A 15,077-nucleotide genomic window follows, 5' to 3' on the forward strand; every position below is an offset into this window, starting at 1 on the left:
GCGTTAGGTGTGTGAACGTAAGCCGTTCACGCTATGGCTGCCGCGTCCGCGCCGCGCGCCCCGTCGAGCAGGGTCGAATCGCCCATCTCGCTCAGCACCAGGGCGAGCGCGCCCAGCACCTCGGCGCGGCCCCCGAGGGTGCCCGGCACGATGCCCAACTGCCGTGCGGCGCTGGGGATCGCGTACCGCGACACCGACTCCCTGATCGGGCCGAGCACCAGCTCGCCGGCCTCGGCGAGGTCCCCGCCGAGCACCACCCGACTGGGATTGAGCAGATTGCACAGATTCGCCACACCACTACCGATATGGCGTCCTACGTCCGCGATGACCCGGCGGCAGCCGGGGTCGCCCTCGCGGGCCAGCTGGACCACGCGCGGCATGGTCAGATCGGGCCCGTGGCTCGGCTGGAGCAGCGGGAGGACGTAGCGGGCGGCGGTGAAGGTCTCCAGGCAGCCGCGGTTGCCGCAGCGGCAGACCGGGCCGGACTCGTCCAGGGTGATGTGCCCGATCTCGCCCGCCGTGCCGCCCGGGCCGCGGTAGATCTGCCCGCTGATCACCAGGCCGGCGCCGACGCCACTGGCCACCTTGATGTACGCCAGGTCCGCCGCGCCGCGGCCGCCGCCCCACACCAGCTCGCCGAGCGCGCCGAGGTTGGCGTCGTTGTCGACGTAGACGGGGACGCCGAGCCGCCCGGACAGCTCCTCGCCCGGATTGGTCCCGGACCAGCCCGGCAGGATCGCGGTGGAGCCCAGGGTGCCGGACTCCACGTCGATCGGACCGGGGACGCCCAGCCCGACGCCGATGATCTTGTCGGTGCTGACCCCGGTGCGCGCGATCAGCCGACTGACCAGCTGCTCGGCCCGGTCGAAGCCCTCGGCCGCGGAGGCGTCCACGTCGATCGGCTCGGCCTCCTCGGCGAGCACCTCGTGGGCGAGGTTGCCGACCGCCACCCGCAGGTGGGAGTGGCCGAAGTCGACGCCCACGACGATGCCGGCGTCGCCGGAGAGCGAGACGCTGCGCGCCCGTCGGCCGCCCGCGGAGGTGGGCGTCACCTCGACCGTCCCGCCGTCCTTCAATTCGCGAACGATGTTCGAGACGGTGGCCGCGGACAGCCCCGTGCTCCGGGCGATCTCCGCCTGGGTGAGCGAGCCCGCCATGCGCACCGCTCGGACGACCCGCTCCAGATTGGCCCGGTGCAGCGAGGACTGCGACCCCGGAGTCTCCATCGACTCATCCACTCCCGCCTGGGGCGGACAGTGCGACGACTGCCCGCCGGCCGCACCCACGTCATCGGGGGACGGCAACCGATTTCAACATGTGAACTCTAAGCAGAACTCCAGCGGGGAAGTCTCGTCAAGGCGTTGAGCCCGAGCAGCATCGGGACGGCCGGACATACGGGCAGGGCGGTCCCGCCCGGTGCGGGACCGCCCTGCGCCACGCGGCGGGCGCTACTTGAGCGCGCCGGCCGTCAGCCCGGCCTGCACCTGCCGCTGGAAGATGACGTAGACGAGCAGCACCGGCAGCATCGCGATCATCATGCCGGCCATCAGGCCGCCCCAGTCGCCCTGGTAGCCCTGCTGGAGCGCGAGGTTGGCCAGGCCCTGGGTGAGCACGTACTTGTCCTCGTCCTGGTTGAGGACCATCGGCAGCAGGTACTGGTTCCACTGCCCCAGGAAGTTGAAGATCCCGACGCTGATCAGGCCGGGCTTGGCCATCGGCAGCATGACCTGGAAGAACGTCCGGGCGTGCGAGGCACCGTCGATCATCGCCGCCTCCGCCACCGAGGTCGGCAGGGTGCGGAAGAACGCCGTCATGAAGAAGACGGTGAACGGCAGCGAGTAGGCGATGTAGACGGCGATCAGGCCCTGGTACGTCGCCAGCAGCGGCACGCCCGGGAAGTCCCGCAGCACGAAGAACAGCGGGATCACCAGCATGAAGACCGGGAAGGACATGCCGGCGACGAAGAGGTAGTAGATGAGGCGGTTGCCGGGGAACTCGAAGCGGGCCAGGACGTAGCCCGCCATGGAGCCCAGCACCATCGTCCCGGTGAGCGAACCGCCCACCACGATGAGGGTGTTGAGGAACATCTTGCCGATGTTGGCCTTCTCCCAGGCGTTGATCCAGTTCTCGAAGTGGAGCTTGCCCGGGAGGGACCAGGGGGTGGTGAGGATGTCGCCGCTGCTCTTGAACGAGCTCCACAGCACCCACAGCAGCGGCATGCCCACCATCAGCGCCCACACGACGAGCATGCCGTGCGAGAAGACGTTGAGCGTGCCGCCCTCGGAGGTCCGGCGCGGCCGTGCCGCGGTGGCCCGGCGCGGTCGCGCCTCGGTGGTCTCTGTCGTCGTCATGCGCCCTGCCCCTAGTACTCGATCCGCTCACGGCGCGCGAAGCGCATCGTGAGGACGGCGAACAGCAGCGTGACGACGAGCATCGCGACGCCCATCGCCGCCGCGTAGCCGAACTGACTGTCGCGGAAGGCGGTCAGGTAGAGGCGGAGCGGGACGACGTCGGTCGCGCCGTCCGGACCGCCCATGTTGACCGACATGATCTGCACCAGCGCGAACGCGTCCATCGCGATGATGCCCATGTAGACCCAGCCCGTCTGCACGGTGTCCCACAGCAGCGGCAGGGTGATCCGGAAGAAGGTCTGCGAGCGGCCGGCGCCGTCCAGCAGCGCGGCCTCGTAGATCTCCCGGGGAATGGAGGCCATGGCGGCGGAGAACAGCACGACATAGAAGCCGACGTTGGCCCAGACCATCACCAGCATGATGCAGGCCAGCGCCAGGCTCCCCTCCCCCAACCACGCGCTCTGGAAGGAATCCAGACCGACCACGCCCAGCAGCGAGTTGAGCATGCCGTCGTGCGGATCCGGATTGTAGATGTTGAACCAGATCACCGAGATGATGGTGATCGAGATGACCTGCGGGAAGAAGTAGACGAATTTGTAGAACGTCGCGCCGCGGACGCCGGTGATGACCGCGCCGCGGCGGGCCCGGCCGCCGACGTTCAGCATGAACGCGAAGAACAGTCCCAGCGCCAGTGTGGCGATCGGCACCAACACCAGCATGACGACGTTGTGTTTGAGCGCATTCCAGAATTCATCGCTGTGCAGGAGTTTGCCGTAGTTGGCCAGCCCGACGCTCTTGGCGGTGCCGCGCAGTCCGCTCCATTCCGTGGTGGAAATCTGGAACGCCTGGACGAACGGCGAGATCACGAAGATCCCGTAGATGAGCAGCGGCAGGGCCAGGAACCCCACGATGAATCGGTACTTGCCGTGTCGCATGAGCTCCCCGGCCCTCCCTGGTCAGCGGTGGTACGTGGACGGATTCCCGGTCACGAGGCCCGGTCGGGAAACGCGGTCAGGAAGCGCGGTGGAACTTGGTGACCGAACTGTCCTTGGCGACCTCGTCCGCGTATTGCTGCGCCTTCTTGATCCAGTCGGCCGCCTTGAGCTCACCGGTGAGCAGCTGGCTGGTGAGACCGCCGAGCTTTTCGTCGGTCAGCTTCGGGTACCACTCCTGGAGTTGGATCATCAGGAGGTTCTTGCCGCCCTCCTTGACGGCCTTGGCGGCGGACGCCAGGCCGGGCGAGAGCTGCATTCCGTCGGTGGCGCCCTGGACGGCGGTGAGCGACTTGACCTTGGTGGCGAAATTCTGCGCGTGCTTCTTGGAGACCAGGATGCGCAGCAGCTCCATTCCGCCGAGCGGGTTCTTGCCGCCCTTGGCGACGATGAACGGCTCGCTGGGTTCGGCGCGCAGGGTGCCGTGCGGCATCTTGTCGCCGCTGCCGCCGTCGAAGAGCGCGCCGACGGCCATGCCGAAGTCGGCCGGGGTGGTGGGCGCGGCCTCGTTCTCCACCCAGGAGCCGTTGGGGATGAAGGCGGCCTTGCCGCGGGTCCAGGCGGTCTGCGACTGGATGTGCGTCAGGCCCTGGCTGCCCTCCAGGAAGTAGCCCTTGGCGGCCAGTTCCTCGTAGTGCCCGACGACCTGCTTGACGGCGTCGTTGGAGGTCCAGGCGCCCGGCTCCAGGTTGTCGATGGCGATCCACTTGTCCAGGCCGCCGATCTTGGCGATCTGCGCGAACAAGTTGAAGTGGACGTAGTACGGGTACTTCCCCGGATACGTCCAGGGGGCGATGCCGGCCTTCTTGATCTCGGCACAGAGCTTGATCATGTCGTCGAAGGAGGTGGGATAGGCCCAGCCCTTCTCCTTCAGCAGCTTGTGGGAATACCAGGTGCCGTACACCGTGAAGGCGTAGTAGAAGACGTCGAAGGTGTCCTTGTGCTTGCCCTTTTCGACGGTGCTCGGGTAGAGCGTGTCCCGGACCTTCTTCTTCGGGTCGTCCAGTGACGGGGCGTCGAGCAGCGCGGTGAGGTCCTGCAACTGCCCCTGCGCGGACAGCTTGTTCATATCCAGGTGGTCGGCGCCGGAGTTGTCGATCAGGTCGGGCGGATTGCCGCCGGCGAATCGCGGCTGGAGTTTGGGGCCGATCTGCTGGGTGCCGGTGTGTTTGACCGTGACGCCGTAGGTCTTGTTGTAGTCGGCCTCGGCGTCCTTGGCGTACTGGTCGCCCAGACCGCCCTTGAAGATGAATGCCTCCAGCGGGGCGCCGTTCTTCACGCCGAGCGGATTCTTGGCGGAGGTCGTGCCCTTGTTCTTGATGCCGTCGTCCGAGCCGCCGCCGCCCCCGGTGGCGCAGGAGGTCAGGGTGCCCACGGCCGGTACCGCGAGAATTCCCAGGGCCGCGGCCCGCTTGACCAGATCGCGACGGCCTACTTCTGAGGTGGATCCCATGCTCAAGTCCTCGCCTTCTTCAGGACTTTAGGCGGTGTACCGGAGCCACCCCGGCACCGCGGGTCAGATGAAGCTGAGTTGTACGGGATGTGCACCGGGCGAGCTAGGGATGTGCGGGGGATTTCGTCCGTCCCCGCTTTCCCCCCGGATTCCGGCCTGGCGGTCGTACGGCCGGTTTCGGACGCCGATAGGTATAGTCCACTTCCGGCCGAACGGGCAAGATCGGATACCGGGTTGGTCGGGAGTCTTTCCCTAGTTGAGACCTCCCCGGTATGCGCCTTCGGCAGCCCTCCTCGGGGGCGCGGCCGGGAGCGCGCGACCGGCGACGCTCGGCCGGGGTGCGACGTCGGCCGTCCCCGTGGGGCCGGCGCCCGTACCGGGCGGCGGTCCGAGCCGGTGCGCGCACCGGACTTCGCGACACGGCCGGCGCCGCCCCGGCGCACCCTTGACACCCATGCCCCCGGGCACCTTACTTATCTCCTGCACTACGCAACTGACAACGATGTCAATCCCGTTGAGAGGGCTCGCGTGCGGCACAGACACCGGCAGCACAGACACCGGCACGGTCCACTGCGGAGGATCGCCCGTCCCGCCGCCCTCGTGGCGGCCGCCCTGCTCGTCGTCTCCGCCCCGGGCGCAACCGGCGCCGCCCAGGCAGCCCCGCCCCGGCCTCAACCGCCCGGTACCGCGGCGGAGTTCCGCTCCTCCTTCGAACCGGGCCAGCCGGCCCCGGACTGGACCGACGCCGTCGAGACCGGCCCGGACGGCCGGCCGAGGGCCTCCGGCGTCGCCCCCTCCACCTCCCCCGGCGGGCCCGGTATGGACACCGCCCCCGGCACCGGCCCCGCCGACTCCCCCACCGCCAAGGCGCACGCCGGATTCACCGGCGGCCACGCCCTGCGCTACGCCGGCACCCACACCGCCGCCGGCCGGGCCTATTCGTACAACAAGCTGTTCGCGGTGCACCTCCCCGTCACCCCCGCCACCACGCTCTCGTACAAGCTCTTCCCGGAGCTGGCGGAGACCGATCTCGACTACCCCGCCACCCACGTCGCGGTCGATCTGGCCTTCACCGACGGCACGTACCTGAGCGAGCTGGCCGCGACCGACCAGTACGGGGCCCCGCTGACCCCGCAGGGCCAGGCCGCCGCCAAGACGCTCTACGTCAACCAGTGGAACAACCGGGAGTCGCGGATCGGCGCCGTCGCCGCCGGGAAGACCATCGCCCGCGTCCTGCTCGGCTACGACGCGCCGCGGGCCCCGCGCACCGCGCCCGCCTTCCGCGGCTGGCTCGACGACCTCGTCATCGCCCCCAAAGCCCCGGAGAAGCCGCTCGGCCACCCCTCCGACTACGCGGTCACCACCCGCGGCACCCTCTCCAGCGGCGGCTTCTCGCGCGGCAACACCTTCCCCGCGACCGCCATGCCGGGCGGCTTCACCTTCTGGACCCCGGTGACCAACGCCGGCTCCACCGACTGGCTCTACGAGTACGCGCGGAAGAACAACGCCGACAACCTCCCCACCCTCCAGGCGTTCGGCGCCAGCCACGAGCCGAGCCCCTGGATGGGCGACCGGCAGACCTTCCAGGTCATGCCGTCCCTCGCGGCCGGCACCCCGGACGCCTCGCGCACCGGGCGCGCGCTGCCCTTCCACCACGAGCGGGAGACCGCGCGGCCGTACCAGTACGCGGTGACCTTCGACAACGGCCTGCGCACCGAGATCGCGCCGACCGACCACGCCGCGGCGATGCGGTTCACCTTCCCCGGCGCCGACGCCAACCTGATCTTCGACAACGTCAGCAACAAGGGCGGCCTGACCCTGGACTCCGCGCACGGCGTCGTCTCCGGCTACTCCGACGTCCGCAGCGGCCTCTCGGTCGGCGCCACCCGGCTGTTCGTCTACGGCGTGGTGGACGCACCGGTCACCGCGAGCGGACCGCTACCGGGAGGCGGGGGCAAGGACGTCACCGGCTATCTGCGGCTGCGGCCGGGCGCCGACCGCACGGTGACGCTGCGGCTGGCCACCTCGCTGATCGGCGTCGCGCAGGCGAAGGCCAACCTCGCCCGGGAGATCCCCGACGGCACCTCCTTCGCCACCGTCCGGGACCGCGCCCGTGCGCAGTGGGACGCGCTGCTGGGCCGCGTCGAGGCCGAGGGCGCCACCCGCGACCAGCTGACCACCCTCTACTCCAGCCTCTACCGGCTCTACCTCTACCCCAACTCCGGCTCCGAGCAGGTCGGTTCGCGGGTCCGCTACGCCAGCCCGTTCTCCCCGCCGGTCGGCCCGGACACCCCCACGCGCACCGGCGCGAAGATCGTCGACGGTGCGGTGTACGTCAACAACGGCTTCTGGGACACCTATCGCACGACCTGGCCGGCCTACGCGCTGCTGACCCCCGACCGGGCCGGCAAGATGGCGGACGGGTTCGTCCAGCAGTACAAGGACGGCGGCTGGATCTCCCGCTGGTCCTCGCCCGGTTACGCGGACCTGATGACCGGGACCAGTTCGGACGTCGCGTTCGCCGACGCCTACGTCAAGGGCGTGCGGTTCGACGCCGAGGCGGCCTACGACGCGGCGGTGAAGAACGCCACGGTCGCCCCGCCGTCCGCCGGCGTCGGCCGGAAGGGCATGGCGACCGCCCCGTTCCTCGGCTACACCAGCACCGACACCCGCGAAGGCGCGTCCTGGGCGCTGGAGGGCTACCTCAACGACTTCGGCATCGCCCGGATGGGACAGGCCCTCTACGCCAAGACCCACAACCCCCGCTACAAGGAGGAGTCGGCCTACTTCCTGGGCCGGGCCCGCAACTACGTGCGCCTCTTCGACGACCGCACCGGCTTCTTCCAGGGGAAGGACGCCCGGGGCGGCTGGCGGCTGCCGCCGGACCGCTTCGACCCCCGCGTCTGGGGCTACGACTACACCGAGACCAACGCCTGGACCTTCGCCTTCGCCGCCCCGCAGGACACCCGCGGACTGGCCAACCTCTACGGCGGCCGGGCCGGCCTGGCGAAGAAGCTGGACGCCTACTTCAGCACCCCGGAGACCGCCGCGAAGCGGTTCGCCGGCTCCTACGGCGACGTCATCCACGAGATGACCGAGGCCCGCGACGTGCGGATGGGGATGTACGGGCACAGCAACCAGCCCTCGCACCACATCGCCTACCTCTACGACGCGGCCGGGCAGCCGTACAAGACCCAGGAGAAGGTCCGCGAGGTGCTCTCCCGGCTCTACCTCGGCAGCGAGATCGGCCAGGGGTACCCCGGCGACGAGGACAACGGCGAGATGTCCGCGTGGTACGTCTTCAGCGCCCTGGGCTTCTACCCGCTGGTGATGGGCCAGGGCGAGTACGCGGTGGGCTCGCCGCTGTTCACCAAGGCCACCGTCCACCTGGAGAACGGCCGGGACCTGGTCGTCAACGCGCCCCGCAACAGCGCCCGGAACGTCTATGTGCAGGGCCTCCGGGTGAACGGGAAGCCGTGGAACTCCACCGCCCTGCCGCACGCGCTGCTCGCCCGCGGCGGGACCCTGGACTTCGCCATGGGCCCCCGCCCCTCCCGCTGGGCCACCGGCCCGGACGCCGCGCCCACCTCGATCACCGGGGACGACAAGGTGCCCGCGCCGCCCACCGACCTGACCGTCCCGGACGGCGGCCCGCTGACCGACGACACGTCCGACACCGCCGCCACGGTCTCCCGCGCGACCTTCACCGTCCCCGCCGGCGCCACCGTCTCCTCGTACACCCTCACCTCCGCCACCGCGGGGAAGGCCCCCGGGGAGTGGCTGCTGGAGGGCTCCGACGACGGCGAGCACTGGGTCGCCCTGGACCACCGGAGCGGCCAGCGCTTCCCCTGGGACCACCAGACCCGCCCCTTCGCCCTGCCCACCCCCAGCACCCACCGCCACTACCGCCTCACCCTGCCCCACCCGGCCACCCTCGCCGAGACGGAACTGCTGGGGGGAGGCGCCCGAGTCGGGGCGTCGCGGCCCTGACGGGCGCGGGACGGCCCCCGGACGGCACGTGTTGGAAGGATCACAGGGCGGAACAACAGGGGCGGAGTCGGACAGACGGCCCGGGGCCTGCCGCGCCCGGGGGTGTCGGACGCGGGTCTTCTCGCGCGTTTCGCGGGGTTCCGTCCAGCACTGCCGAATTGTCGCCCGGGAAATGGTTGTACGGCCGGAACGGGAGATTCCGCGCCTGCCGCCGAAGTAGTTGACAGGTGAAGAAGCCGTGACAAGATCCTGAGCTCCGGACACCTTCGGCGCGCCCCACGGGGGCGCGCCGTCGTCGTACCGGATCCCATCGATCCCCACCACGGAGAACTACGTGGCAATACTCTCCGGCCGCAAGCGCGGACGTGCTCTGTCCCGTCTCGCCACCGCGGCCATCGCCGTCGCGCTCGCCGGCACCGCTGCCGGCACTTCCCACGCGGCGGACAACCCCGGCTCGGCGGCCCAGAACGCCGTGCAGGGCGCCCCGCAGGCGCCCACCAGCGCCCCGAAGGCGATCACCAGCGGCACCACCGGCTCGACCGGGAACGCGGCCAACCCGATCTTCACCCTCTTCGGTGTGGAGTCCTCCGGCGCCACCTACGTCTACGACGTCGACGGCTCCGGCAAGTACACGGCGCGCGAGAAGGTCGACGACCTCGGCGACGTCCGCGCCAACCAGCAGGCGGTGGACAACGACGCCGACGGCATCGGCGACGGCGTCTGGCTCTGGGAGCCCGGCGGCGACCTGTACTTCAGCAACGACGCCACCCCGGACAGCGTCCGGATCGGCGGCGGCTGGAACACCTACGACAAGGTGCTCTCCCCGGGCAACCTGGGCGGCGCCAAGGAGTACGACATCATCGCCCGCGACCGCAGCGGCGTGCTGTGGCTGTACCTCGGCTACCCCGACGGCAAGGTCACCGCGCGCACCAAGGTCGGCGCCGGCTGGCAGATCTACGACCAGATCGCCGGCAAGGGCGACCTGACCGGTGACGGCAAGCCCGACCTGATCGCCCGCGAGAAGGCCACCGGCGACCTGTACCTGTACAAGGGCACCGGCAACGCGAGCGCGCCGTTCGCGGCCCGCCAGAAGATCGGCACCGGCTGGGGCGGCTACAACGCCCTGCTCTCCTCCGGCGACGTGAACCTCGACGGCAAGACCGACTTCATCGCGCGCGACGGCTCCGGCCGCCTCTTCGTCTACTACGGCACCGGCAACGCCGCCAGCCCGTACCAGGCACGCGTCCAGATCGGCACCGGCTGGAACATCTACACCAAGCTGTTCTCCTGACCGGTGCGGCGGGCCCGGCCGGCCCGGCCGGCCGGGCCCGCCGACCGCACTGCCGACGGCGTGCAACGCGAGGGCCGCACCCCCCTTCCGGGGAGTGCGGCCCTCGTCTGCCCTGCCGTACCGCCTACGTGCGGCGGTGCTTACTTACGGATCAGGCTCCGCAGCACGTACTGCATGATGCCGCCGTTGCGGTAGTAGTCCGCCTCACCGGGGGTGTCGATGCGGACGACCGCGTCGAACTCGACACCGGTGTCGGTGGTGACCTTCACCGTGCGCGGGGTGGTGCCGTTGTTGAGCTCCTCGACGCCGGCGAAGGAGAAGGTCTCCTCGCCGGTCAGGCCGAGGGACTGCGCCGAGGTGCCCTCGGGGAACTGCAGCGGCAGCACGCCCATGCCGATCAGGTTCGAGCGGTGGATGCGCTCGTAGGACTCGGCGATGACGGCCTTGACGCCGAGCAGCGCGGTGCCCTTGGCCGCCCAGTCGCGGGACGAGCCGGAGCCGTACTCCTTGCCCGCGAGCACGACCAGCGGGATGCCCTGGTCGATGTAGTTGCGCGAGGCGTCGTAGATGAAGGAGACCGGGGCACCCTCGACGGTGAAGTCGCGGGTGTAGCCGCCCTCGGTGCCCGGCGCGATCTGGTTGCGCAGGCGGATGTTGGCGAACGTACCGCGGATCATGACCTCGTGGTTGCCGCGGCGGGAGCCGTAGCTGTTGAAGTCGCGGCGCTCGACGCCGTGCTCCGTGAGGTACTGGCCGGCCGGGGTGTCGGCCTTGATGGCACCGGCCGGGGAGATGTGGTCGGTGGTGACCGAGTCGCCCAGCTTGGCGAGGACGCGGGCGCCGGCGATGTCGGTGACCGGGGTCGGCTCCATCGCCATGCCCTCGAAGTACGGGGGCTTGCGGACGTAGGTGGACTGCGCGTCCCACTCGAAGGTGTTGCCGGTCGGGATCGGCAGCGCCTGCCACTGGGCGTCGCCCGCGAAGACGTCGGCGTAGGACTTGTTGAACATGTCCTCGCCGATCGCGTTCGCGACCACGTCGTTGACCTCGGCCTCGGTCGGCCAGATGTCCTTGAGGTAGACCGGGTTGCCGTTCTGGTCGGCGCCCAGGGCCTCCTTGGTGATGTCCACCTTCATGGAGCCGGCGAGGGCGTAGGCGACGACCAGCGGCGGGGACGCCAGGTAGTTCATCTTGACGTCGGGGTTGATCCGGCCCTCGAAGTTGCGGTTGCCGGAGAGCACCGAGGTGACGGCCAGGTCGTGGTCGTTGACGGCCTTGGAGACCTCCTCCGGCAGCGGGCCGGAGTTGCCGATGCAGGTGGTGCAGCCGTAGCCGACGAGGTTGAAGCCGACCTTGTCGAGGTACGGGGTCAGGCCCGCCTTGTCGAAGTAGTCGGTGACGACCTTGGAGCCCGGGGCGAGCGTGGTCTTGACCCACGGCTTGCGGGTCAGGCCCTTCTCGACCGCCTTCTTGGCCACCAGCGCGGCGGCGACCATGACGTACGGGTTCGAGGTGTTGGTGCAGGAGGTGATGGCCGCGACGGTGACCGCGCCGTGGTCGATCTCGTACGTCGAGCCGTCGGGGGCGGTCACGGTGACCGGGTTGGATGGGACGCCGTTGATGGACGCCGGGGCGTCGGAGGCCGGGAAGGACTCCTTGCCCGCCTCGTCGGCGGTGTCCACGTAGTTGCGGACGTCCTGCTTGAACTGCTCGGCGGCGTTCGCCAGGACGATACGGTCCTGCGGGCGCTTCGGGCCGGCGATCGACGGGACGACCGTCGACAGGTCCAGCTCCAGCTTCTCGGAGAAGTCCGGCTCGGCCTTCGGGTCCAGCCAGAGGCCCTGCTCCTTGGCGTACGCCTCGACGAGGGCGACCTGCTGCTCGCTGCGGCCGGTCAGCTTCAGGTAGTTCAGGGTCTCGTCGTCGATCGGGAAGATCGCCGCGGTGGAACCGAACTCCGGCGACATGTTGCCGATGGTGGCGCGGTTGGCCAGGGAGGTGGCGGCCACGCCCTCGCCGTAGAACTCCACGAACTTGCCGACGACACCGTGCTTGCGCAGCATCTCGGTGATGGTCAGGACCAGGTCGGTGGCGGTGGTGCCGGCCTGAAGCTCGCCGGTCAGCTTGAAGCCGACGACGCGCGGGATCAGCATGGAGACCGGCTGGCCGAGCATCGCGGCCTCGGCCTCGATGCCACCGACGCCCCAGCCCAGCACGCCCAGGCCGTTGACCATGGTGGTGTGCGAGTCGGTGCCGACGAGAGTGTCGGGGTACGCCTGGCCGCCTCGCACCATGACGGTGCGGGCCAGGTGCTCGATGTTCACCTGGTGGACGATGCCGGTGCCGGGCGGGACGACCTTGAACTCGTCGAAGGCGGTCTGGCCCCAGCGCAGGAACTGGTAGCGCTCCTTGTTGCGGCCGTACTCCAGCTCCACGTTCTGGCCGAACGCGTCCTTGGTGCCGAACTTGTCGGCGATGACGGAGTGGTCGATGACCAGCTCGGCCGGCGCCAGCGGGTTGATCTTCGCCGGGTCGCCGCCCAGCTCCTTCACGGCCTCACGCATGGTCGCCAGGTCCACGACGCACGGCACACCGGTGAAGTCCTGCATGATCACGCGGGCCGGCGTGAACTGGATCTCCTGGCTCGGCTGCGCCTGGGAGTCCCAGGTACCGAGCGCCCGGATGTGGTCGGCGGTGATGTTGGCGCCGTCCTCGGTGCGAAGCAGGTTCTCCAGCAGCACCTTGAGGCTGTAGGGCAGACGGGCCGAGCCCTCCACCTTGTCCAGCCTGAAGATCTCGTACGACTCGTCGCCCACCTGCAGCGTGCTACGGGCGTCGAAGCTGTTCGCCGACACGACAGTCTCCTTCAATGATTTCGCGCGTACCACCGCAATCCTGCCGTCACAGGTTCGTCGCCGATCCGCTAAGGTGAACCTAAGTTAGGCTCGCCTTACTCATCCGGCCGCGGTACGCCTCCCGGCAGATATCTCGATGTCGAGATAACTCTAATACATCGCTGCTGCCTGGTCATGCCCTGCCGTCCTGACCGCTGTCATCCAATCGAGTCGTCGACGGCGAACCCGGCCGCTTCGGCCTCCTTGCCGGCGAACCCGGCCGGGATCGCCTCGCAGCCGTTCCGGCCGCGCCGGCTCCAGGAGGCAGCCGCCGAGGGACTGCCGGTCGAGTCACTGGGGCCGGCCACGGACATCGATGTCGACGCGTCGCGCCTCAGCTCGCGCGCGGCCCGTCAACGGTGAGCTCGCCGTCGGGTGCCAGGGTGAACCGGACGCCGTCCATCGCGGACGTGGTGGTGGCCGAGGTGCCGTATGCCTTCAGCGTGAAGCCGTCCGCCTTGCCGTAGTGCCCGTCCGCCTCGGCGGCGTCGCTCCAGGAGTTGACCCGCACCCGCACCGACCAGTCGTGCACCCGCTTCTCTCGCCACGGCCCCCAGCTGTCCCGCGGCAGCAGCCCCGCGCCGCGGCCCGAGAACAGGTACCAGCCGACAAGTCCGAGCAGGACCGCGGCGGTCACGGCCATGAGCCGCGGCGCGGTCGGCCGCCGGGGAACGCGTATGACGGGCACGGGAGTTCCTTCCGTTCGGGTGTTGAGCTCTGTCGGAGGAGAAGACGGTTCTCCGCCGGGCCGCGCTCCCTTGCGCCACCACTTGCCGGTACGGCTCAGCCGTTCCCGTACGCCGCCAGCGTCCGGTCGATGGCCGGGCCGAGGAAGGCCCGGGTGAGCTCGGCGCGCCGGGCCGGCCAGTCCGCGCGGTGGGCTTCGGGCGCGCCGGCCGTGGCGGCCGCGGCCGGCGCCGGCGAGCTGGCCGGCGGGCCGTAGCGCCGGTGCCGGATGTCGGCGAGGACCTGTGCCGGCGCGCCCAGGCCCGCCAGGACGGGCAGGGCATGGCCCTTGCTGATCAGGGTGCCGTTCCGCAGCGTCACCGTCGCCCGGGCCAGGGTCAGCAGCCCGAGGTCCACCCAGATGTCGCGCAGCCAGTATTCCGGGTGCTCCAGCGCGGGCCGCCAGAACCCGCGCAGGTCGGCGAGGACGAAGGCGGTCAACTGGGCGTCGGTCACCGGGGGCAGGAGCGCGGCGGGGCCGTCGCCGTACAGCACCAGGCCGAAGGAGTGGAGTTCGCGGCGGGTGACCGGGGTCAGGGGGCGGTGCGTCAACTCGTCATGGGCCCAGGCGAGATGGGGGTGTGCGGGGTCGTCCGGCGCGGTGCGGTCCGGATAGGCGCAGTGCAGCGCGCGGGCCGGCGGGCCGCCGGTGGCGGCGAGACCGCGGTGGAGCTCCGCCAGGCGACGCTCCTCCTGCGGTGTGGCGGGGCGGGCGAGGACCGCGATCAGGTCGAGGTCGCTACGGCCCTCCTGGTAGTCGCCGCCGGCCAGCGAGCCGTGCGCCCACAGCGCCCGCAGTGGCACCCGCTCCTGAAGCCCCGTCAGGAAGGCGCGGAGCAGGGCGGCGGTGGACGGTGGCGGTGCCGGTGCCGGTCGGCGTGCCTCCGTCGCCGTCCGCATCGCCGACTGCATCGCCGTCCTCTTCTGCCCGGCCACCGCAGCGGCCTCCGGGTACCCGTCCCCGCCCCACTGCCCCGCCCGCACCGGCCCAAACCCCGTGCGGCGCCGGGCCGGCGGCGGTCACCCGCCGTCCAGCCCCAGCCGCACCACCCGCACGATCTCGTCGTCGGTCAGTCCCAGGTCGCGGGCCTCGGAGATGAGCCGCTCGGTGGTTTCCCCGAGGCGGGCGCGGGCCGGCGAGGCGGCGCCGGTGACCACCGCGCCGCGGCCACGGCGGAGCTCGATCAACCCCTCCTCCTTCAGCCGCTGGTAACCGCGCAGCACCGTGTGGACGTTGACGCCGAGGGAGGCGGCGAGTGCCCGGGCTGCGGGCAGGCGTTCCCCGGCGCGCACCGAGCCGTCGGCGATCGCGCCGCGCACCGAGGCGGCGATCTGGTCGCCGAGCGGGACGGACGAGCCGGGGTCGACACGGAACAGCAC

10 protein-coding genes are annotated in these 15,077 nt (G+C 70.5%); 2 read left to right on the forward strand and 8 right to left on the reverse strand.

Annotated elements, in window-relative coordinates; genetic code table 11:
* Positions 1-26: 26 nt before the first annotated feature.
* The 4 genes from MOV08_RS11805 to ngcE all read right to left on the reverse strand — a co-directional run bounded on the left by MOV08_RS11805 (position 27) and on the right by ngcE (position 4,796).
* A complete protein-coding gene (locus MOV08_RS11805; protein ID WP_039631902.1) occupies positions 27-1,226 on the reverse strand; it encodes an ROK family transcriptional regulator in 1,200 nt (399 codons plus the stop codon).
* Positions 1,227-1,448: 222 nt separating this feature from the next.
* Positions 1,449-2,351 (reverse strand): carbohydrate ABC transporter permease, encoded by a 903-nt coding sequence (locus MOV08_RS11810; protein WP_039631903.1) that lies wholly within the window; start codon positions 2,349-2,351, stop codon positions 1,449-1,451.
* Between the two features lie 11 nt (positions 2,352-2,362).
* Positions 2,363-3,286 carry a carbohydrate ABC transporter permease gene (locus tag MOV08_RS11815; RefSeq protein ID WP_039631905.1) on the reverse strand — a complete coding sequence of 308 codons (924 nt, stop codon included), beginning with the start codon at positions 3,284-3,286 and terminating at the stop codon, positions 2,363-2,365.
* A 76-nt stretch (positions 3,287-3,362) separates the two neighbouring features.
* Entirely contained in the window at positions 3,363-4,796 is a 1,434-nt protein-coding gene (gene ngcE / locus MOV08_RS11820) for an N-acetylglucosamine/diacetylchitobiose ABC transporter substrate-binding protein (RefSeq protein WP_275307439.1), read from the reverse strand.
* A 528-nt stretch (positions 4,797-5,324) separates the two neighbouring features.
* Between ngcE and MOV08_RS11825 the strand changes: the two genes are divergently transcribed.
* Together MOV08_RS11825 and MOV08_RS11830 are read left to right on the forward strand one after the other, a co-directional pair.
* On the forward strand, positions 5,325-8,786 hold the full coding sequence (locus tag MOV08_RS11825) for a GH92 family glycosyl hydrolase (RefSeq protein WP_275307441.1): 3,462 nt from the start codon (positions 5,325-5,327) through the stop codon (positions 8,784-8,786).
* A gap of 334 nt (positions 8,787-9,120) precedes the next feature.
* Complete coding sequence (locus MOV08_RS11830; RefSeq protein ID WP_052286694.1) at positions 9,121-10,077, forward strand: FG-GAP repeat domain-containing protein; 957 nt, start codon at positions 9,121-9,123, stop codon at positions 10,075-10,077.
* A gap of 140 nt (positions 10,078-10,217) precedes the next feature.
* Here the strand turns inward: MOV08_RS11830 and acnA are convergent, their stop codons facing one another.
* From acnA to MOV08_RS11850, 4 genes are all read right to left on the reverse strand, one after another.
* Positions 10,218-12,932 carry an aconitate hydratase AcnA gene (gene acnA / locus MOV08_RS11835; RefSeq protein ID WP_275307443.1) on the reverse strand — a complete coding sequence of 905 codons (2,715 nt, stop codon included), beginning with the start codon at positions 12,930-12,932 and terminating at the stop codon, positions 10,218-10,220.
* Between the two features lie 373 nt (positions 12,933-13,305).
* Entirely contained in the window at positions 13,306-13,659 is a 354-nt protein-coding gene (locus MOV08_RS11840; protein ID WP_039631913.1) for a hypothetical protein, read from the reverse strand.
* A 95-nt stretch (positions 13,660-13,754) separates the two neighbouring features.
* Positions 13,755-14,597 carry a nucleotidyltransferase domain-containing protein gene (locus tag MOV08_RS11845; RefSeq protein ID WP_275311763.1) on the reverse strand — a complete coding sequence of 281 codons (843 nt, stop codon included), beginning with the start codon at positions 14,595-14,597 and terminating at the stop codon, positions 13,755-13,757.
* Positions 14,598-14,717: 120 nt separating this feature from the next.
* A complete protein-coding gene (locus tag MOV08_RS11850) occupies positions 14,718-15,077 on the reverse strand; it encodes a GntR family transcriptional regulator (protein ID WP_039631915.1) in 360 nt (119 codons plus the stop codon).

Source organism: Streptomyces yunnanensis, from assembly GCF_029011865.1.
Taxonomy (GTDB): Bacteria; Actinomycetota; Actinomycetes; order Streptomycetales; family Streptomycetaceae; genus Streptomyces; species Streptomyces yunnanensis.